The sequence below is a fragment of the Aquicoccus sp. genome, assembly GCF_041686535.1.
GTDB lineage: Bacteria > Pseudomonadota > Alphaproteobacteria > Rhodobacterales > Rhodobacteraceae > Aquicoccus.
Genome location: NZ_JAWLDS010000058.1, coordinates 1 through 19,616, shown reverse-complemented (window position 1 = coordinate 19,616; position 19,616 = coordinate 1). Strand labels below are relative to the sequence as shown.

The following is a 19,616-nucleotide window of genomic DNA, read 5'->3' as shown; positions in this document are numbered from 1 at the left end:
ACCAGCAGCGGCCAGATGAAGACGATCCAGCGGTCATAGGGCACCCGCCCGATGGCCAGCCCGCCAATCACCACCGCGAATGTCGGGTTGATCAGGTTCACCAGCCCGTTGGCCGATTGATAGGCGGTCACCACAAGATCACGCCCGACCCCGGCGAAATCGGCCAGCGGAGCCAGGATGGGCATGGACAGAACCGCAAGGCCCGAGGAGGACGGCACGAAAAAGCTCATCGCGACCTCGATGCCGAACATCGCCGAGATGAAGGCGACGCTGGAGAGATCGCCCAGCGTCTCCGCCGCCGCGTGCAGGATCGTGTCAACGATCAGACCCTGTTCCATGACCACGACGATCCCGCGCGCCAGCCCGATGACCAGCGCCACGCCCAGAAGATCGCGCGCGCCATCGACGAACGCACCGGTCAGGCCCTTTTCGCCCAGTCGACCTATGATGCCGATCACGATGGCCGAGCCGAGAAACAACGCCCCCATGCGTGCCATCCACCAGTCCTGCGTCGCCACGCCCCAGATCATCGCGCCGAACGTGGCGGCAAAGATGATCAGAATGATCTTTTGGGTGCCGCTCAGGGTGTCGTCCTCGTCCGCGGTGTCGCCATCTTTCAGGAAATGCTGCTCATGCGCCGACCATTGCCGCGCCACCGCAGAACGTCCGCGCTCCTCCTTGATACGGTGCGCATAACGCATGACATAGGCGATACAGATCGCCAGACCGCCCAAGAGAATGACGAAGCGCAGCACGATCCCGTCGGTAAATGGGATCGAGGCCGCGTCAGAGGCGATGATCGTCGCAAAAGGATTGATGGTGGAGCCCAGCACACCGATGCCTGCACCAATCAGGATGATTGCCACACCCGTGACCGCATCATAACCAGCGCGCAACACCACCGGCAGCAGGATCGCATAGAAGGCCAGCGTTTCCTCGGCCATTCCATAACTCGTTCCGCCAGCCGCGAACAGCGTCATAAGGATCGGGATCATCCAGATCTCGCGGCCCTCCATGGCCCGCATCGACTGCCTGATCCCGGTATTGATCGAACCGGTCGCGTTCACCACCCCCAGAAATCCACCCAGCATCAGCACGAAGAGCGCGACGTCGATGGCATTGGCGGCGTAGCTGTCGGGATCGTAGAACCCGCCGATGGGCGCAAGTAGCACGTCGATCAGGTTCTGCGGATTGCTCTCGACCGTCTGGTAGGTGTCGGGCACGGCGACCTCGCGGCCCACCTCCTCGTTCATCTCGCGGTCATATTGCCCGGCAGGGATGATCCAGGTTAGCGCAGCGACCAGAACGATCAGCGCGAAAAGGATCGTGTAGGCGGTCGGAAAGCGCGATTGCAGGTCGGCCTCCGGATCCTGCGGCGTTTCGGAAGAGTCGGACATGATCGCTCCTGCATGCTTTCAAAAACGTCTGGAAACTTTAGGAGCATAGGGCCGCTCGACATTAACCTGCGTTAAGCGTCTCTGAGAAACGGCAGCCAGACATGCATTGGTTTAACTTCGATCAAGGTCAACGCGCACAAGCTTGCATTATCCTCGGCTTGCAAGCAGCGGGGGCGGCACATGCCAGTGCAGGAGAAGGACGTAGGCCATATCATTGCCATCGAGGGCGGCATCGCCGATATCCGCTTTGCGCATGGCCTGCCGATGATCGCATCGCGGCTTGTCACCCTGAGCGATCCGCAAATCACCATCGAGGTGGCCGGACTGCCCGCCCATGACATTGCACGCGGTCTGGTGATGAATCCGACAGGCGATCTGCGGCTGGGGCTTGGGGTGCGGGACACGGGCGGTCCCATCGAGGTGCCCGTGGGGGATGCGGTCCTGGGGCGTATGTTCAACCTGTTCGGCGACACCATCGACGATGGCGCCCCGTTGGAGGATGTCACCCGCAAGCCGATCCTGCGCGATCCGGTGCCGCTGTCGGAGCGCCGAGTCGAAGGTGATATTTTCGAGACCGGGATCAAGGCGATCGACCTGCTCAGTCCGCTCGAACGCGGCGGCAAGGCGGGGCTTTTCGGCGGAGCGGGCGTGGGCAAGACCGTTCTTATCACCGAGATGATCCACAACATGGTCGCCGAATACCAAGGCGTGTGCCTGTTCTGCGGCATCGGCGAACGCTCGCGCGAAGCCGAGGAGCTTTACCGCGAAATGGGCGAGGCCGGCGTTCTGGACAACACGGTGATGGTGTTCGGCCAGATGAACGAGAGTCCCGGTGTGCGCTTTCGCGTCGGTCACGCCGCACTGACCATGGCCGAGTATTTCCGTGACGAACAGCGCCGCGATGTGCTGGTGCTGATCGACAACATCTTTCGCTTCGTGCAGGCAGGCTCCGAGGTGTCGGGGCTTTTGGGGCGGATGCCCAGCCGGGTGGGATATCAGCCGACGCTTGGCACCGAACTGGCCGAGCTTGAAGAGCGGATCTGTTCGACCGACCGTGCCGCCATGACTTCGATCCAGGCGGTTTATGTGCCCGCCGACGATTTCACCGATCCGGCCGCCACGCATACCTTCTCGCATCTGTCGGCCTCGATCGTGCTGTCGCGCAAAAAGGCCTCCGAAGGCCTCTATCCCGCCATCGACCCGCTGCAATCCTTTTCGCGCATGCTCACGCCCAGCACGGTCAGCGCCGAGCATTACCGCGTGGCGCGTGCCGTGCGTAACACACTCGCGGAATACGAGGAGCTGAAGGATATCATCGCGATGCTCGGGCTTGAGGAGTTGTCGGAAAAGGACCGCGCCACGGTGCGGCAGGCCCGCCAGCTTGAGCGGTTCCTGACCCAGCCGTTTTTCACCACCGAGGCGATGACCGGCACCAAGGGTGTCCTTGTCTCGCTTGAAGACACGGTCAAGAGCTGTGCGCGCATTCTCGATGGTGAATTCGGTGACCGCGATGAGAGCGATTTCTACATGATCGGCACGGTGGACGACCTTGAGGACAAAGGAGGTTCGGATGGAGCTTAGGATCATCACCCCGGAACGGGTCACGCGGCACGATCACGTGCACAGGATCGTGGCAGAGGCCTCGGATGGGGTCTTTGGTATTCTGCCGCGGCACATGGACCATGTCACGCAACTGGTGGCCGGGGTTCTGGTTTTCGAGGCCGAGAAAGGCGTCGAACAGTTCGTGGGGGTGAATGCCGGAACATTGGTGAAAGCCGGGCCGACAGTGATGGTGGCCGTGCGGGATGTAGTCATGAGCGACAACCTCGGACATCTGCGAGAGCGGGTTGAGACCGAATTTCGTCAGCACACCGAACAGGAGCGCGAGGCGCGCTCGGCGCTGGCGCGACTCGAGGCGCACATGATCCGCCGGTTCCGCGAATTGCAGGGCGCGCATCAATGACCCGCGATCCCGAGGACGAGTCCAGGACCATTGTCCGCAAGGTCGCCCGCATGCAGGAGGCCCAAAAGCGCCGCAAGCAAAGCGCATGGCGCGGGCTGGGCATGTTCGGCCTCGTCGGATGGGCCGTGGCCGTGCCGATCATCGCCGGAATCGCCCTCGGCCGCTGGATCGACGCACGCTGGCCGGGCGAGACCTCATGGACATTGGCGCTGCTTCTTGCGGGGGCCTTTCTCGGCGCGCTCAACGCGTGGTTCTGGGTGCAACGGGAGGGGCGCGATGATTGACACCGGCGCGCAACATGTCGCGATGCTCTTGCTTATGGGGCTGGTAACCCTGCTGGCAGTGCCAATGCGCGCGGTGTTTGCCCGCGTCTCCATGCCGAGCATGATCGGCTTCATCCTGCTTGGTGCGGCCTTGTCTATCGGCTCCATCACGACCGGGTTCGCGAACGACACTCTGAACGAGCAGGTGCCGTTCCTCGCCAAGATCGGTATCGTTGTGCTGTTGTTTCGGATCGGACTGGAGAGCGATCTGGGCAAGTTGCGCCGGCAAATCGGACGCGCGGCGCTGATCTGGTTGCCAAACATGGTGCTAGGGGGCATCGCCGCATTTGTGCTTGTGGTGTTGTGGCCGGGGCTGGGGCTGATCCCCGCTCTCTTTACGGGGATTGCCGCGAGCGCGACGAGTATCGGCGTCTCTGCCGGGATCTGGGAGGGGGCAGGCGCACTCGACAGCGACACAGGGGCTCTACTGCTGGATGCGGCGGAACTGGACGACGTTTCTGCCGTGGTGCTGCTCAGCGTGTTGTTCGCTGTGGGGCCCCTGCTGAAACAGCCTGAAGGGGCCGCGATCCTTGCGCCGGCACTGAAAGCTGGGGCGATACAGCTGATGCTGACGGCCCTGTTCAGCGTCGCCTGTTACCTTTTTTCGCGCTGGCTGGAAAAGCCGCTTTCGGACGGTTTCGCAAAATTGTCACCCACAGACGGACCGATTGTTCTTGCGACCGGCGCGGCCTTCGTGATCGCCTCCATGGCCGAGTTCATGGGGCTTTCGATGGCCATTGGCGCACTCTTTGCGGGGCTGGCTTTCAGCCGCGACCCGGCGGAGCGCAGTATCGACGAGGCGTTCGGCATTCTGCTCACTGTGTTCGGGCCATTCTTTTTCGTCGCCATAGGGCTTTCGGTAGATATCACCGTGCCGGTTGAGGGCATGGGACTTGCAGCCGCCCTTGCCGGTATGGCCTTGATTGGCAAACTCCTGGGCGCGGGTCTGCCTGCGGCGGCCATGCGTGGGTGGCGGCAGGGCGCGCTGATCGGGTTCAGCATGGTGCCGCGCGCCGAGATTTTTCTGCTGGTCATGCTTTTCGGATTGACGCTTGGTCCATGGGCGGTGCCGCAAGTCCTCTACAACGCCGCTGTCCTGGCAAGCATCGTAACCTGTATCATCGGTCCGGCCATTGTCGGGATGATGCTGCGCCCGATAGCCGGGAACGCGACATGACGGCGGGCCTCGCGATACTGGCCGGGGGCGTATTCGGTCTGCTCTACATGGGCGTGCTATGGGGCGCGGTGCGTATCCTGACCGCAGGGCTGAGCGTTTGGCTCTTCGCGGCCATGGGGTTGCTCCGCGCGGGTTTGCTTGCAGGCGCGCTATGGCTGGCCGTTCGGAGCGGTGCAACAGCCATCGACATTGCGTTTGCCTTGCTGGGGTTCTTCGCCATCCGGCTGCTTGCCACGCGCTTTGTGAAACCTGCAAATCCGGAGCGCGTGCCATGGAAATAAGCCCCGACGCCTGGGTTCTCTACGAATGGCGGGGACTGAGGCTCAATGCCACCATCGTGTTCACCTGGGCGGTCATGGCGCTGCTGGTGCTCGTGTCGTGGATCATCACCGCGCGGCTGAGCGAGGGCGAGACCGTGTCGCGCTGGCAGGTCATGCTGGAGGTCGTGGTCACCACCATCCGCGACCAGATCGACGAGGTTGGCGCATCGGACCCCGCGCGGTACCTGCCATTCATAGGCTCGCTGTTCCTGTTCATCGCAACCGCCAACCTGCTCACCATCCTGCCGGGGTACCAGCCACCGACGGGGTCGCTCTCGACCACGGCGGCGCTGGCGATATGCGTGCTTATTGCGGTGCCAATCTTTTCGATCGCCCGGCGCGGGCTGCGCGGCTATCTGAAATCCTATCTTCAGCCGAGCCCGTTCATGCTGCCCTTCAATCTCATCGGCGAGCTGTCGCGCACCATTGCGCTGGCGGTCCGGCTTTATGGCAACGTCATGAGCGGCACGGTGATCGTCGGTATCCTGATCAGCGTGGCGCCCTTCTTCTTTCCGATCCTCATGCAATTGCTCGGGCTGCTTACCGGCCTGATTCAGGCCTATATCTTTGCCATTCTGGCGATGGTCTACATTGCGTCTGCAAGCCGGGCCCAACGCACGGATGATTCCGCCCCTGATTCCGAACACCCCCGAACATCGCGAGAAGGAGATTGACCATGGACCCCGCAACAATGATCGCCACGATCTCGATCATCACCGCTGGCCTGACCATTGCCATCGGCTCGATCGGGCCTGCACTGGCCGAGGGACGGGCAGCCGCGCAGGCCCTGCAGGCGCTGGCGCAACAACCCGATGCCTCGAACACCATCACGCGCACGCTCTTCGTCAGCCTCGCGATGATCGAATCCACGGCCATCTACTGCTTCGTCGTGTCGATGATCCTGCTCTTCGCCAACCCGTTCGTTGATGTGACGGCCCTTGGCGGCGGAGGCTGACCCATGCAGATCGACTGGCTGACCGTTGCCGCCCAGATCGTCAACTTTCTTGTTCTTATCTGGCTGCTGCAACGGTTTCTCTACCGTCCCATCACCAACGCCATGACCCGGCGTGAGGCCCGCATCGAAGAGCGGCTTTCGGATGCAAGGTCCCGCCGAAAGGAGGCCGAGGATGAGGCCAAGAACCTGCGCAAGAAGCGTGATGAGCTTGAGGAGTCGAAGCAGGAGATACTTGAGGAGGCGCGCGTCGAGGCCAATGAGCTCAGGCAGCGGCTGGAGCAGGACATCCGCGACGAGGTCGAGCAAAAGCGCAAGAAATGGAAAGACATGCTTGTGGAAGAACGCGCCGATTTCGTCCGGGAGATGCAGCGCAAGGCCGGGCACAAGGTGCTGGACATCGCGGGGCGGCTCGTGGCCGACTTCACCTCGGGCGCGCTGGACGACCGGATTGCACAGGGCTTTGTTGCAAAGCTCAAGGATCTGGACGCAGAGAATCGCAAGAAAATGGCCACTGCCGCCAATAGCGCGGAAACCCTGGCACTGGTGGAAACTGCGGCTCCGCTTGATACGTCTGCCCGCCGAAAGATCACCCGCGCGATCCACGAGCAGTTCGAGACCGACATCGAGGTGGAGTACCGGGAGGATAATGAGGTGCTGCTTGGAGTGCGCCTGACCATCGGCGAACAGACCGTGGAATGGTCAGCCGCGCGGCATCTCAAGCGCCTGAACAGCGAACTTGAAGAGCTTCTGGACTCCGCGAGCCCCGTCAGACGCAAAGAGACCGCGGATGAGCTGTGAGGTAGCGTGAAAATGCTCAAAACCCTGCGCGACACGCTGTTTGATCCACTGGACACGGCGCTCGAAAACACCAAGCCTCGCCTTGAGACGACCGAGGTTGCGCATGTCGTTTCGGTCGGGAACGGCGTGGCGCAGGTGGCGGGTTTTACGGATCTGCACGCCAACGAACTGGTCGAGTTCGAGGGCGGACTGATGGGCATCGCGTCAAACCTGCGCGAGGATCGCGTTGGCGTGATCGTTCTGGGCGATACCGGTCATCTGCGCCCCGGCGACCGGCTGCATCGCACCGAACGGGTGGTGGATGTGCCGGTGGGCGAAGCGCTGCTGGGCCGCGTGCTCGACCCGCTGGGGCGGCCGCTGGATGACGCCGGGACCGTCGAGGCCGAGGCACGCATGCCGGTCGAGCGGATCGCCCCACCGATCATGCACCGCGATCCCGTGAACGTGCCGCTACAGACCGGGATCAAGGCCGTGGATGCCGCCATCCCCATCGGGCGCGGCCAGCGCGAGCTTATCCTCGGTGACCGCCAGACCGGCAAGACCGCCATCGCCGTCGATGCGATCCTCAACCAGACAGACACGGGCGTGCTCTCGATTTACTGCGCCGTCGGGCAACGCGCCTCGGCTGTGGCCCGCGTTCTGCGCAGCCTGCGCGATCACGGCGCGATGGAGCGCACCATCGTCGTCGTGGCCAGCAGTCAGGACGCGCCGGGCCTGCAATTCGTGGCCCCCTATGCCGCCACCACCATGGCCGAGCAGTTCATGGCGCAGGGGCGCGATGTGCTGATCGTATATGATGATCTCACCCGCCACGCGCGGGCCTATCGTCAACTGTCGCTGCTGCTGCGGCGCCCGCCGGGTCGCGAAGCATATCCCGGCGACATCTTCTACATCCATTCGCGACTGCTGGAACGCGCCACCCACTTGCGCAAGGAACATGGCGGCGGGTCGCTGACCGCCCTGCCGATTATCGAGACGCAGGCGCAGAACATCTCGGCCTATATCCCGACGAACCTGATCTCGATCACCGACGGCCAGATCTACCTCTCGCCGGACCTGTTCGAGAAGGGCCAGTTGCCGGCGGTGGATATCGGTTCCTCGGTCAGTCGCGTTGGGGGCAAGGTGCAGCTTCCCGCGTTCCGGGCAGTCGCGGGCAATTTGCGGCTGATGTATTCGCAATTCGAGGAGCTGGAGACCTTCGCGCGTTTCGGCACCCAGATGGATGAAGAGACGCGGGCCAAGCTGACGCGCGGCCTGCGGGTGCGCGAGGTTCTCAAACAGCACGAACAACATCACCTTGCTGTGCCTGAACAGATCGCGGCGTTGCTGGCCGCGACCGAGGGCCTGTTTGACGATATCGGACCACAGGATGTGGCCGGGGCAGAAGAGCGCGTTCAGCGCGCGGTGCGTGACCGCTGCCCCGACATCTGCGAGGTGATCGAGGCTGGTGAAAAGCTGACCGAAGACCATCGCGGGGCGCTGATCGAGGCAATGCGCGCGGCACTGGTTGATACGGATGAGGATGGCGATGATGCAGACGCTTGAAACCCTATCCGATGCCCTGGACACCGCCGGGGACATACACTCGATCGTGCGCACGATGAAGGCCCTGTCAGCCGCCAGCATCCGGCAATTCGAGCAGGCAGAGGAGGCGCTGGGCGATTACGCGCGCACGGTTGATCTGGGCCTGATGGCGCTGCTGCATGATCGTCGCGCCCGTGGCCTGCCTTTGCCACAGACCGGCGTAGAGGGATCATCGCGCACGGCGCTCATCGTCATCGGTTCCGAGCGGGGGCTCTGCGGGCGCTATAACGAGACCGTCACGCGTCATGCCCTTGAGCGGATCGAAGGGCCAGAAACCCTGCTGGCCGTGATTGGCCTGCGTGCGGCGGCGCGGCTGGAATCGGCCGGTCAAAGCGTCGACACGCTATTTGCCCTGCCCGGATCTGTGGCCGGTCTGTCCGCTCTGGTGCAGTCGGTGATCGTTCAGAGCGACCGGTGGCAGCGCGAGGACGGTATCGGCCGCATCCGGGTGGTGCATAACCGGCGCGAGGGCCGCCTCTTGGCAAAGCCGGTCGAGCGGCAATTGCTCCCGCTGTCGGACGCCTACATGGGATCTCTTCTCGATGCGCCCTGGCCCGGGCGGGGCCTGCCGTTTTTCCGCATATCCCCGCCCGCGCTCTTGTCATGGCTGGTGCAGCAGCGGCTTTTTGTAATTCTCTACAGTGCCCTGGCCGAGGCTCTGGTCAGCGAACACGCAACGCGGCTGGCGGCGATGCAGGGTGCCGAGCGCAATATCGAAGAGCGGCGCGCGGACCTGATGCAGGTCTATCGCGTCAAGCGGCAGGAGACGATCACACGCGAACTGATGGATGTCGTCTCGGGGTTCGAGGCCGTGAGCACGGTCGAGGATTGAAAGCGTATCGCGAGATCAGGCGTGATCCGGGGCATCCCGCAGGTTGGCCCGGAAAGCTTCGATTTTCCCGTGCAGGGTGCTGACGCCGATGTCGTCTTCGTTTGCCGCAAGAGCGTCCAGCGGCGCGTGTTCCAGACGATCGGCAATTACATCGGCAGTGGCCGTGTCTCCAGTGGGCGAGTAATATGCTCGATCTCGATCATAAGCTCTCTTCCTCAATCTCGCTCGATAGCAGAGGCCATGGCGATCTCGGCAAAACCGAGGAAGATCAAATCGATGCCGACAAGCAGCCCGACGGCCCACAGCGCGGTGCCGGGCAGACCAAACAGCAGGAGCAATCCCAGCAGCACCGACAACGCACCGGAAAACCCGATCCAGCCCCAGCCCGGGAACGGCCGCAGACCGAAGCCCGCGACCAGCTTGAATGCGCCGCCAAGCAGAAAGAAGACGCCCAGAACGATTGTCAGCGTCACTATCCCCTGCATCGGCCACGCCAACAGTATGCCCCCTGCCACCAGGGCCGCGAGACCGAAAAGCGCGTTCCATGCCAGGCTCCCGTTGTGCCGCATCGCCAAGGCCCTGACGAGTTCGAGGAGTCCGGAGGCAACGAGGATGGCGCCGATCACAAGTTCTGCGGCGAGGGTCGCGGCAAAGGGAAAGAGCACAGCAAGCACGCCCATTACAATCGAGACGATACCCGCGATCCAGAGCCATGTCTTGAGTCCACGCGGCGCGGTAGCATCTGTGATTTCCCTGTCTGTCATCTGCATTCCTTCCTGCTTGCACGAGAGACATCAATCCTTGTCGTCATTACCTGAGTCGTCAAAGACCGCGTTCCATGCGCCCTTCACTTCGGACCAGGCATTCGCCACCCCGTCCTGAAGCTCGTCCCAGGCCGACACGCTCCCCTCTTGCATGGCGCCGAACGCCTCGCTCAGTTCGTTCCTGCGGTCGCGCAGCGCTTCCAGCGTCTCGCGGGTCTCCTCTCGCGTGGCATCCGACATTTCGGCCCAGTCCTCTCTCGCGCGCTGTTCGAGTTGAGCGATCTCGGCATCGATTTGCGAAAGCGTCTCGCGCATCGCGGCAACGGCCTCATCGCGCTGGTCCTCGGAATAGTCACGGATCGTCTCGAATGCCTCGTCGAATTCGGCCTGAATATCCTCGGTGGTCACGGACTCGGTTTCCTGGGCCTCTTCAGAAGAGTCCTGTGCCGCGAGTGGCAGCGCGAGGACGAGAGCAAGCGCGAACATGCTCCCGGTCAGTATGCGGGTCATCGGTGCCATCGTCTTGGTCATCTGAGTGTATCCTTTTCACATTTTCGATTGAAGCTTGGATGATTCTGGCGTGGATCGGCTGGTCAGACCTAGTGAGCGGTATACCCGCCATCGATCACGAGTTCTGATCCCGTCACGAACTTCGCGTCGTCGGAGGCGAGATAGGCGATGCCCGCCGCGATGTCCTCGGGCTCGCCGACGTGGCCGATCGGGTGCAGATCGTCGAGCCCCTTGCGGAAGGCCTCTACCCCCTCCTCGGCACTTCTTGCCAGCCCCTCGACAAGCGGGGTCCAGATGAACCCGGGATGAACCGAGTTCACGCGGATGCCTTCCTTGGCATAAAGCAACGCGTCGGTCTTGGTCATCAGCCGGACGGCCCCCTTTGAGGCGTGGTAAGGTGGCAGATCTGGCGCTCCGACAAGGCCGTAGATCGACGACAGGTTGACGATGCTGCCTCCGCCAGCCTTTTTCAGGTGGGGAATAGCTGCTTTGGTGCAGTAAAATACACCGTTCACGTTGATATCGATCACCTTGCGCCACTCTTCCTCGCTGATCTCGTGCGTCGGCCTGTTGACCCCGGAAATCCCGGCATTGTTCACCACGACGTCGATCTGGCCGAACCTGTCGGCTGCCGCATCAAAGACCTGACGCACCGCGTCGGCATCGGCCACGTCGAGCGGCCATGAGTCTGCGGTGCCGCCCTGTGCCCTGATCTCTTCGCAGACCGCCTTGGCGTCACCGTCGTCGATGTCGGTGACGGCGACACGTCCGCCCTCACTGGCCAGCCGCAGGCAGGTGGCCTTGCCAATGCCATTGCCTCCACCGGTGACGATGCAAGTTTTCCCGTCGAGACGTTTCATGGACTGATCCTTTCAGGTTACCGGGTGTGAGTTTAGGGGTTCCCGTACAGCAGCGAGCCGTGGCCCACAGAGCACATCTCCATAAGAGCGATTTGGCATACGCCAAAGGCACAGGTCATCGAGTGTCGCGAGCGCGCTGTCGGGATCGGGATCCTCTACCGCCAGGGTCAGACGGCTCCAGCCGGCGAAGCTGACACGGCAGATCTCGGCGCGGCTGCTGTCCTTGCGGAACAACAGCCGCGACTTGCTGACCGTCATCGGCAGGATCGATGGGGCCGTATCGCCGAGCTGGGCCAAGAGGTGAGCAGGGGAAAGCCCGGCATCGTCTTGCAAGCGTGTCACGCCCAACTCTTTTGCCAATGCTCGCAGATTCGAACGGGAGAGCGGAAACAGGGGATAGGCATGGTCTGTCCAATGCTGCAGCGGGCCAAGGTCATGGCCCCGGCTTTTCACTTCGAGCAGATTGCCGGCGCGCAGTTTCACCAATGTCAAAGGGCTGCGCTCTGTCAGAAGATAGACGTCAGTTCGTCGCTCAGCGCCCACGAGTGGCCAGGACTGTTGCAGCAGCGCCGCCGCATCCGGCACGTCATGCGGCCAAACGCGGAATTCATACCGCCCGGTTGCCATCTCCTGTCCCGCCACCTGCGGTTTTGTTTGTGAAGGGGCCTTGTTGCTGAGAATCACGAAACTTTTCGTAACCATGATGCCATAAACTCCATAACGACCCGTCGGTGCCGCTCGCCACAAGACATGAAGCCGGTCTAAAGTCAGGCGAGATATGTTCGCCTCAAGCCGGCGCATGACGTCGCCCGCGCATGGACCCTTGACAGTCGTCTGTCGGGCAAGGCGGTCGTAGATCGATTCCGACTATGAAATTAGCGTTACCCCGTCTTGCCAACATTAACGCGGGTTAATGGGAACGGTTCGGCATCGGCCTAGTGTGGCCGGCGAATCCTGCGGTGCCTGGTTCTGCGTTGATGACTAACACGCCAGGGATTTTGAAAATCGTGTGTGTGCAGCCCAGGCCGGGTGAAGAGGAACCAAGACCATTCGGTCAGGTCTGCCTCACCTATTCCAGGTTTCTCGAAAGCCCTGATCGAACATCCGAGACCGAAAGGCCAAGATCCGTGCAAGATGCCGACATTTTTCGTGGCCACCCCGTCCGCACGGCCATCGGAAAGTTCGGTGGCTGCTTCAAGGACATCGCCGCCCCCGATCTGGGGGCACGCGCCACCGCCGAGGGGCTGGGCAAGCTGCGCCCCGCGCTCCGCGAGGATGGCACGACCACCGCCGGGAATGCGCCAGAGCTCAACTCTGGCGCGGCCGCTATGATTTTGCCTCGGCGAAGGTCAGGGCATCGCTTTGCTGCTGGAGCGTGCCGACTGATCCGCCAAAATTGCAATGGACGACCACAGAAAGGACAATGCCAATGCGCGTGGACGCCAAGGTGAGCAAACGCCTTGCCGCGCTTTCACCGATGCCAAGGCGGCGGTGGGGGTCTTCATCTACCGTTGCCGACCCGAGTTCGGCTCGCTCGCTGCGGCGCTTGGCGGGCTGGACGCGCTGGTTTTCACCGGAGGGGTCGGAGAAAATACACCCGCGATAACGGAAGGGATCTGCGCGGAGCTTGGCTGGCTTGGGGTCGGGATCGACCATAAGGCCAATACCCAAGGCGCATCACGGATTTCACACGAGGCCGCAAAGGTCGATGTCTACATGATTCCCACGGATGAGGAACGAGTGCTTGCCCGTGGCGCTTGCGAGTTTCTGCGAAACGTTAAAGGCGCGGGTGATTGATCCACGTTCAGGGATTTCCAGCGATCCCCCAATAGTCGCGCAAGATCGTTATCATGTCATGCGGAAGGTCGTAGTAACGACCAATTTCATGGTCGCTCAGCCCGTAATCCACCATGGCCGCAAGCGCCTCTGCCGGCATCGGGCCAAGCACCTCGAGGATGCGATAGGCGTCTTTCATGGTCAACGCGGGCGACCGGTTCTCGAATATCGAACGATGTTTCATGGCCCCTCCAACTCACGATCCAAGTCTGGACAACAATCATGCCCCGCGCATTGACCCGGATTAATGAGATCTGTAACTGGGTGCGCCAAACTTGAGCGCACAGACGCGAGCCGAGCTTGTCAAGGCAAACAGGAAGCAAGGAAATCGACCATGCTGGTCAGGAAAGTCATGTCCTCACCGGTAATCAGTGCAACATCCGAAACCACGATCCGCGACGCGGCAGAGCGCATGCGCGAGAACGATGTGGGCGCATTGCCCGTGCTTCAGGACGGAAGGCCAATCGGCATCGTGACCGACCGCGATATCGTCATGCGTGCGCTGGCCGCCACCGGCTTCGCCCTTGGGCTGGATACGAGGATCGGGGACATCATCACGCGCAAGGTGATAAGTTGTTTCGCCGATCAGGACGCAGCGGATGCCGCGGCACTGATGGGTGAAAAACGCATCCGGCGTCTGCTGGTGATCGACAGGTCAGGTGCGGCCTCCGGCATCCTGTCGGTTGGCGACATTGCCGAACATGTGTCCGAGGAACTGGCCGGACAGGCCCTCGGCGAAATCAGCGAAGCCCGCGCGCGCGACATGCCAGACTGATCCCGGGGACGTTACGCGGCCCCGACGGCAATTCCATTGCGCAGTGCCGCAAGATCGACTTGTGCAAGCTCCGCCAGCGCGGACAGATCCTCTATCAGGATGTCCATGTGGTCGCCGGTTCTGATGATACCAGCCCGGTTCAGACGTCGCAGTGTCCGGCAGACATGCACGGATGACAGTCCGGTGAACTCTCCGAGTTGCCGCTGGTTGATCGGCACATGGAACTCGCCGTAACACTGGGTGCCTCTTCCGGACACGCGTATGCAAAACTCGATAAGGACGTAGGCGATCCTGGTCTCTGCGCTCGCCTGACCAAGGCGCAGCATGCGTTCCGATTGCCGGGCCTGCGCCGCGATTTCCCGCTCCCGTTCGGCCTTTCGCAGATCAGGATCTTCCTGAAGCAATCGCGCCCAGGCGGTCTTGTCGATGGAGACGATCACCGCATCGCACAGCGCCTCGATCTGCAGGAAGCTGGTCTTTCCGTCGGTGGCAGTCGGATCATAGGTTTCGCCGGGCAGAATGAATTCGATGATCTGCTGCTCCCCATCCTCGAGCAATTTCGAGGCGGCCAGCCAGCCCTCCACGACATAAAGGCGTGCGTGCGACTCATCACCCTCGCTCTTGAGTATCGCTCCCTTGGCAACCGCGTTGCGATCGGGGCGCAAGATGTCTTCGAACTTTGAATAGGTATTCAGCACCGGAAAGCCTCCTCGATCAAATTTTCAAGTCCATGTCCAGTCGCCTCACGGGCAGAAACCTGTTTCCATTTACACCAAAACGCGCCTTGGGATGAGAAACTGCACAACCAAATCTCTCGGACTTTTACCATTTGAGCCGAATATTTGATAGTCCACCGCTCAACCAGCGACGCGTTAACGCGAGTTAATGCCGACAACTGAAAGTCGGTGTTCAATCCATAAGCGATGCAGATGACCGTCATCATATGGGTAAGGGAATGGTGCCTTGGCAAAGGATGAACCTCACACAGACATCGCTGATCTGGTGCGCCAGACACAGGCACTTTTCAACCTGAGCGGGGCAGCAGCGCCCCGATTGACGCAGGTCATGAAGGTGCAGGAGGGTATGCTCGAACAGGCAGAAACCTTCACCCGACACTGGATCGAGCGCCGTCAGGAAGCCATAGAGACCGCCCTCGAGGCCCTGAACAGCATGAATTCAAAGGGCAAGCCCGACCCTGTAGCGGCCATGCAGGCGATTACCGAGTGGCAGCGCGGATCGTTCGAGCGTCTGACGGCAGACTATCAGGAATGGATGACACTGTGCATGCAGGCCACGCAACTGGCGGCCACCCCACAAAGCGAAACCGGGCAAGACGACCCGGCATCGTCCCGCACCGATCAGGACAAGGCTACGGCCAAATCCAAGGGCCGGGCAGCCTCGTCACGCTCAAAACCCGACCACGCGACGCCGGTGTGACTGGCCGCAGTCCTGAAACAATCTCAACCCCCGGTCCTGGCTGATGTCGTGAAACGCGATTCAGCCCGGGCCGGGACATCCAGCGCAGCGGCGATGCCGGTGCGGAAACGAAACCAGAAGGAGAAATCAAGATGTCCATGCTCAAGGTGATCGAAGTCCTCGCCGAATCCGACAAGGGTTTCGAGGATGCCGCGCAACAGGCGGTGACGCAGGCGTCGCAATCGGTGCGCAACGTCAAGTCTGTCTACATCAAGGAGATGAATGCCGCCGTCGAGAACGGCCGGATTACGAGCTACCGAGTGAACGCCAAGATCAGCTTCCTTCTCGACGATCAGGACGCCGGTTAACCGGTCTTCACTTGCGCGCATCTCACCCGCCCCGGCGCGCGCCGGGGCGGTTTTCGTTTGGGTCAGGGCTGCGCGCGGGGCACAAGGCTCAGCACAGTTTGCCCAACCACCAGCGGCACAAGGCTGCCGCCCAGGACCAGCATCCAACCCAGCAGGTCCAACGGCACCACACCCAGAACCGTCGTAAGCCCTGGCAGCCATGCGGCGGCGGCCACCAATACGGCCGACAGGGCAATCGCATACCAGACCCATCGGTTCTGCACGACGGAGTTGCGGATCACGCCGGTGCCCGCGTCGCGCATGTTGAAAACGTGCCAGAGCCGCGCCAGTGCGAACGCGAGAAAGCCGATCGTCACAGCGGCGTCCTGCCCCATGTCCTGCCACAGCGCGACAAAGAACACGGTCATCACCGACGCCGCGATCAGCGCGCCCCAGAGGCCCGTGGCGATCCAGTGCCGCCGTGTCAGTATCGGTTCCTTCGCCTCGCGCGGGGGGCGGTCCATGATGTCGGCGGGGCTTCCCCCGACGCCGAGCGCCAATGCCGGAAAGACGTCGAGCACGAGATTGATGAACAGGATCTGAAGCGGCAAGAGCGGTAGTGGCGCGCCGATCGCGGCGCAGAGGCCAACCGCCAGAACCTCACCCAGATTTCCAGACAGAAGGTAGACGATGAAGCGGCGGATGTTCTCGAAGATCGTGCGCCCCTGTTCGATCGCCACGATGATCGTGGGAAAGGCATCGTCCTTGAGCACGATATCGGCTGCTTCGCGGGCGACATCGGTGCCGCGCTGCCCCATGGCAATGCCAACATCGGCCTTCTTGAGAGCTGGCGCGTCGTTCACGCCGTCACCCGTCATCGCCACCACGGCTCCCGAGTCCTGCCAATGCCGGATCAAGCCCAGCTTTTGTTCGGGCGAAACGCGGGCAAAAACTTGATACTCCAGCAGGTTCCCTTGCTTGTCCTCGTCTTGGTCCCCGTCCGTCTGCGGCAGGTCGTTGCCCACAATGGCCCGGGGGTCATCCGCCAGACCCACATCCCGCGCGATCGCCGCCGCGGTGACGGGCTGATCACCGGTGACCATGATGACCGCGATACCGGCCCGTTGACATTGCTCGATGGCCTGCGCCACGTCACTGCGGGGCGGATCGGCCAAACCGACCAGGCCCAGCAGGGTCAAATCGCCATAGGGATCGGTGTCAGGGCTGTCCACCTGCCGTTCCGCAAAGGCAAGCACGCGATACCCTTGCCCTGCCAGCGCCTCGACGCGTTCTGCCCATTCGTCTCGCCCCCGATCCGCCAGCGTCTCGGTCTCGCCCTCGCGGGTGACGATATGTGTCGAAATCTCCAGAACAGCCTCGGGTGCGCCCTTGACGGCCACGCGGAAGCCGCTTGCCGCCTTGTGAAAGGTCGCCATCATCTTCGTTTCTGCGTCAAAGCTCACCTCGCGCTCCTCGGGTTGCTCTTCGAGAAGCTTATCGCGCCTGATGTCCACTGCGGCGGCCGCGTGCAGCAGGGCTATTTCCATCGGGTCGCCGGTGCCGGCGGGACGCTCACCTGCATCCTCGTCCTCGGGTCCCGCATCCGCGCCGCCGCCTTCGGTGTCCTTGTCCAGTTCGGCATTGTTGCACAGGGCCGCCACTTCGAGCAGCCGACAAGCCAGCTCTGGCGGGGCCTCCGGCCGATCATCGTCTTCCCACGAGATATCCTTGTCTTCACTCGGCAATACCAGCCGCGCCACCCGCATCCGGTTCTGTGTCAAAGTTCCGGTCTTGTCGGCAAAGATCACACTGGTCGATCCGAGTGTTTCCACCGCCGCCAGCCGTTCCACCAGAGCATTGCGTTGCGCCATCTGCCACATGCCGCGCGCCAGCGCCACCGTGGCCACGATCGGCAGCCCTTCGGGAACGGCGGCGACGGCAAGCGCCACCGCGGTCTCGAGCATCGGTACGATGTCCCGGCCCCCCAACACGCCCAGAAACGCCACGACCGCCGCGACGAGCAACGTCAGCACGACCAGATTGCGTCCGAGCCGGTCCAGCCGCTTCTCAAGCGGGCTTGTCTCCTGTTCGGCCTCGGTGGTCATTTGGGCGATGCTGCCCAGTTCGGTATTCATCCCGATCTCGACCACCACGCCTGTGCCGCTGCCATCCGTGACCGCCGTGCCCTTGAAGGCCATCGAGCAGCGTTCGGCCAGCGGTGCGTCCTTGTCCACCGCATCCGATGTCTTGCTGACCGGAACGGATTCGCCCGTCAGCGCCGCCTCGTCGCAGGTCAGCCCGTTGGATTCGATCAGCCGAAGATCCGCAGTCACCACATCGCCTGCCTCAAGCAAGACGATGTCGCCCGGCACGAGGGTCTCTGCATCGACCGTGGCACTCTGCCCGCCGCGCCGCACCCGCGTCTGTACCGTTCCGAGGCTGCGCAACGCCTCCATCGAGCGAACGGCCTTCCATTCGGTGAAGAACCCGATGACGGCATTGAGCAGGATCGCGGCGAGGATCGCGAGCATCTGCACGATCTCGCTCATCGCGAAAGAGACGATAGCGGCACCGGCGAGAATAGCGATCACGAGGCTCTTGAACTGGTCCGCCAGGATTCTCCAGGGACTTGCAGTTTCCACTTCCTTGAGGCGGTTACGGCCGTGTTCCTTCTGCCGCCGCCGCACCTCGCCGTCATCAAGGCCAGTGTCCGGTTGGGCAGAGAGATCCTCGAGAACGTTCTTGACGTTACGGGAATGAGTTGGCGTCATATGATACGTCCTGTTCCTGATTGCGGCTTTCCACGGACCCGCGGAAACAGCGACCTGGCCCGGATGATGCGCCCCTGAGTTCTGGGCATAATGACAAGGCTGCGCTTCATCGCGCACCCGCCATCGTCTTGCGGAACCGTCCGAGCGCCAGGCCCAGACAGACGGCACCCATGCAGATTACCTCGAGGAGGTCTTTCCAGACCAGTGAAAATCCCACTCCCCGGTAGAGAACCGCCTGCGCAAAGCCGGTGAAATGCCTCGCGGGCGAGCGTTGCATCAGGCTGCGCAGCGGCTCAGGCATCGCCTAGAGCGTCGTGACACCGCCCGACAAAAGGCAGAGCACGATGAAATCCCCTCGCTTCGCGTGAGGACCGCGCCCTCCACACGGCTGAGCAAGCGAATGTCTGGATTTCCTGCCGCCTCGCTCGAACACGCCGGACGCACCTTCCAGCAACACCCGCTTCCAGCTGTGGATCATCGTAGGGGGAATCCCGAACCGGCTCGCCAGCTCGGCAACCGTCTGCTCACCCTTCAGCGCTTCAAGCGCCACCTTCGCCTTGAACTCGGGCGCGTGTTGCTTGCGTTTCGACATCTGCTGATCTCTTCCTCGTCGAAGATCAGCAGATAGCAATTCGTACCCTAGATCAGTGTCCGAATTTCGCGGGGGGGGTAGCTCATCGGACACCCCATTCGGGATTTCCGCTTCTTTCACAAAAGTTTATGGGGGGAGGTGGTAGCCCGTAGGGTTGTCGAAGTTTCCAGCGAAATCAAGCCTGTAGCCCGTCCAACCGGCCAGAATACCCCCCTTGATAACAAAGCAGAAAATCCTGCTTTGTCCAACGCCAAACGCCGCCCAAACCTTGGCCGCTTCATGAAGCCTGCGCACAAGCGCATGTCTCGGATTCTGGGCTTCACCCTGACCTTGGGCGATTATGCAAGCTGGGAGGCGTTCAGCGCCTTGGCCGCTGCGAGGATGACGGCGCAGGAG

The 19,616-nt window shown here is 62.1% G+C and carries 24 protein-coding genes and 1 pseudogene; 15 read left to right on the top strand and 10 right to left on the bottom strand.

The annotated features are described in order from the left end of the window. A partial coding sequence (locus tag ACESL9_RS12100) for a YfcC family protein (RefSeq protein ID WP_372674867.1) occupies positions 1-1,397 on the bottom strand: 1,397 nt, incomplete at its 3' end. A gap of 180 nt (positions 1,398-1,577) precedes the next feature. On the opposite strand from ACESL9_RS12100, the gene atpD reads away from it, so the two are divergent. Genes atpD through ACESL9_RS12050 form a run of 10 tightly spaced genes read left to right on the top strand, consistent with a single transcriptional unit; the run spans position 1,578 to position 9,349 of the window. Further along, positions 1,578-2,978, top strand: coding sequence for a F0F1 ATP synthase subunit beta (atpD, locus tag ACESL9_RS12095; protein WP_372609582.1), 1,401 nt, complete (start codon positions 1,578-1,580; stop codon positions 2,976-2,978). Continuing rightward, positions 2,968-3,360: a F0F1 ATP synthase subunit epsilon gene (locus ACESL9_RS12090; protein WP_372609584.1), complete on the top strand. Its 393-nt coding sequence runs from the start codon at positions 2,968-2,970 to the stop codon at positions 3,358-3,360. The genes atpD and ACESL9_RS12090 overlap by 11 nt, the downstream gene beginning before the upstream one ends. Beyond that, positions 3,357-3,644 carry an AtpZ/AtpI family protein gene (locus ACESL9_RS12085; RefSeq protein WP_372609586.1) on the top strand — a complete coding sequence of 96 codons (288 nt, stop codon included), beginning with the start codon at positions 3,357-3,359 and terminating at the stop codon, positions 3,642-3,644. The genes ACESL9_RS12090 and ACESL9_RS12085 overlap by 4 nt, the downstream gene beginning before the upstream one ends. Continuing rightward, positions 3,637-4,860, top strand: a complete 1,224-nt coding sequence (locus ACESL9_RS12080; RefSeq protein WP_372674866.1) for a cation:proton antiporter — start codon at positions 3,637-3,639, stop codon at positions 4,858-4,860. The genes ACESL9_RS12085 and ACESL9_RS12080 overlap by 8 nt, the downstream gene beginning before the upstream one ends. Then, positions 4,857-5,141, top strand: a complete 285-nt coding sequence (locus ACESL9_RS12075; RefSeq protein WP_372609588.1) for an ATP synthase subunit I — start codon at positions 4,857-4,859, stop codon at positions 5,139-5,141. The genes ACESL9_RS12080 and ACESL9_RS12075 overlap by 4 nt, the downstream gene beginning before the upstream one ends. After that, complete coding sequence (locus ACESL9_RS12070; RefSeq protein WP_372609590.1) at positions 5,132-5,854, top strand: F0F1 ATP synthase subunit A; 723 nt, start codon at positions 5,132-5,134, stop codon at positions 5,852-5,854. The genes ACESL9_RS12075 and ACESL9_RS12070 overlap by 10 nt, the downstream gene beginning before the upstream one ends. Positions 5,855-5,856: 2 nt before the next feature. Next, positions 5,857-6,135, top strand: a complete 279-nt coding sequence (locus ACESL9_RS12065) for a F0F1 ATP synthase subunit C (protein ID WP_167198543.1) — start codon at positions 5,857-5,859, stop codon at positions 6,133-6,135. A gap of 3 nt (positions 6,136-6,138) precedes the next feature. Beyond that, complete coding sequence (locus ACESL9_RS12060) at positions 6,139-6,933, top strand: F0F1 ATP synthase subunit delta (RefSeq protein ID WP_372609592.1); 795 nt, start codon at positions 6,139-6,141, stop codon at positions 6,931-6,933. Positions 6,934-6,945: 12 nt separating this feature from the next. Further along, complete coding sequence (locus ACESL9_RS12055) at positions 6,946-8,478, top strand: alternate F1F0 ATPase, F1 subunit alpha (RefSeq protein ID WP_372609594.1); 1,533 nt, start codon at positions 6,946-6,948, stop codon at positions 8,476-8,478. Continuing rightward, positions 8,465-9,349 carry a F0F1 ATP synthase subunit gamma gene (locus tag ACESL9_RS12050; protein WP_372674865.1) on the top strand — a complete coding sequence of 295 codons (885 nt, stop codon included), beginning with the start codon at positions 8,465-8,467 and terminating at the stop codon, positions 9,347-9,349. Before ACESL9_RS12055 ends, ACESL9_RS12050 begins: the two co-directional genes overlap by 14 nt. A 215-nt stretch (positions 9,350-9,564) precedes the next feature. Here the strand turns inward: ACESL9_RS12050 and ACESL9_RS12045 are convergent, their stop codons facing one another. The 4 genes from ACESL9_RS12045 to ACESL9_RS12030 all read right to left on the bottom strand — a co-directional run bounded on the left by ACESL9_RS12045 (position 9,565) and on the right by ACESL9_RS12030 (position 12,185). Next, positions 9,565-10,113, bottom strand: a complete 549-nt coding sequence (locus tag ACESL9_RS12045) for an HdeD family acid-resistance protein (RefSeq protein ID WP_372609598.1) — start codon at positions 10,111-10,113, stop codon at positions 9,565-9,567. A 30-nt stretch (positions 10,114-10,143) separates the two neighbouring features. After that, positions 10,144-10,644: a hypothetical protein gene (locus ACESL9_RS12040; protein WP_372674864.1), complete on the bottom strand. Its 501-nt coding sequence runs from the start codon at positions 10,642-10,644 to the stop codon at positions 10,144-10,146. Between the two features lie 68 nt (positions 10,645-10,712). Next, positions 10,713-11,483, bottom strand: coding sequence for an SDR family NAD(P)-dependent oxidoreductase (locus ACESL9_RS12035; protein WP_372609602.1), 771 nt, complete (start codon positions 11,481-11,483; stop codon positions 10,713-10,715). Positions 11,484-11,495: 12 nt separating this feature from the next. Further along, positions 11,496-12,185 carry a hypothetical protein gene (locus ACESL9_RS12030; protein ID WP_372609604.1) on the bottom strand — a complete coding sequence of 230 codons (690 nt, stop codon included), beginning with the start codon at positions 12,183-12,185 and terminating at the stop codon, positions 11,496-11,498. A gap of 275 nt (positions 12,186-12,460) precedes the next feature. Here ACESL9_RS12030 and ACESL9_RS12025 point away from each other — a divergent pair, with 275 nt between their 5' ends. Beyond that, positions 12,461-12,934 (top strand): hypothetical protein, encoded by a 474-nt coding sequence (locus tag ACESL9_RS12025; protein WP_372609606.1) that lies wholly within the window; start codon positions 12,461-12,463, stop codon positions 12,932-12,934. Then, positions 12,885-13,280 carry a hypothetical protein gene (locus ACESL9_RS12020; protein WP_372674863.1) on the top strand — a complete coding sequence of 132 codons (396 nt, stop codon included), beginning with the start codon at positions 12,885-12,887 and terminating at the stop codon, positions 13,278-13,280. Before ACESL9_RS12025 ends, ACESL9_RS12020 begins: the two co-directional genes overlap by 50 nt. A gap of 7 nt (positions 13,281-13,287) precedes the next feature. On the opposite strand, the gene ACESL9_RS12015 is transcribed toward ACESL9_RS12020, so the two are convergent. Beyond that, positions 13,288-13,503, bottom strand: a complete 216-nt coding sequence (locus tag ACESL9_RS12015; protein WP_372609610.1) for a hypothetical protein — start codon at positions 13,501-13,503, stop codon at positions 13,288-13,290. Positions 13,504-13,653: 150 nt separating this feature from the next. Here ACESL9_RS12015 and ACESL9_RS12010 point away from each other — a divergent pair, with 150 nt between their 5' ends. Continuing rightward, entirely contained in the window at positions 13,654-14,094 is a 441-nt protein-coding gene (locus tag ACESL9_RS12010) for a CBS domain-containing protein (protein WP_372609612.1), read from the top strand. A gap of 11 nt (positions 14,095-14,105) precedes the next feature. On the opposite strand, the gene ACESL9_RS12005 is transcribed toward ACESL9_RS12010, so the two are convergent. Beyond that, positions 14,106-14,792, bottom strand: coding sequence for a Crp/Fnr family transcriptional regulator (locus ACESL9_RS12005; protein WP_372674862.1), 687 nt, complete (start codon positions 14,790-14,792; stop codon positions 14,106-14,108). Positions 14,793-15,057: 265 nt separating this feature from the next. On the opposite strand from ACESL9_RS12005, the gene ACESL9_RS12000 reads away from it, so the two are divergent. Together ACESL9_RS12000 and ACESL9_RS11995 are read left to right on the top strand one after the other, a co-directional pair. Then, on the top strand, positions 15,058-15,531 hold the full coding sequence (locus ACESL9_RS12000; RefSeq protein ID WP_372609616.1) for a hypothetical protein: 474 nt from the start codon (positions 15,058-15,060) through the stop codon (positions 15,529-15,531). 131 nt (positions 15,532-15,662) lie between these two features. Then, positions 15,663-15,878, top strand: a complete 216-nt coding sequence (locus ACESL9_RS11995; protein ID WP_372609618.1) for a dodecin family protein — start codon at positions 15,663-15,665, stop codon at positions 15,876-15,878. Between the two features lie 62 nt (positions 15,879-15,940). Here the strand turns inward: ACESL9_RS11995 and ACESL9_RS11990 are convergent, their stop codons facing one another. From ACESL9_RS11990 to ACESL9_RS11980, 3 genes and pseudogenes are all read right to left on the bottom strand, one after another. Next, the gene (locus ACESL9_RS11990; protein WP_372674861.1) at positions 15,941-18,628 is read right to left on the bottom strand and encodes a cation-translocating P-type ATPase; all 2,688 of its coding nucleotides are present in this window, start codon (positions 18,626-18,628) and stop codon (positions 15,941-15,943) included. Between the two features lie 106 nt (positions 18,629-18,734). Beyond that, positions 18,735-18,929, bottom strand: coding sequence for a hypothetical protein (locus ACESL9_RS11985; protein ID WP_372609622.1), 195 nt, complete (start codon positions 18,927-18,929; stop codon positions 18,735-18,737). Positions 18,930-19,055: 126 nt separating this feature from the next. Beyond that, positions 19,056-19,220 (bottom strand): annotated as a pseudogene (locus ACESL9_RS11980) (transposase); the annotation flags it as partial. Positions 19,221-19,616 lie beyond the last annotated feature (396 nt).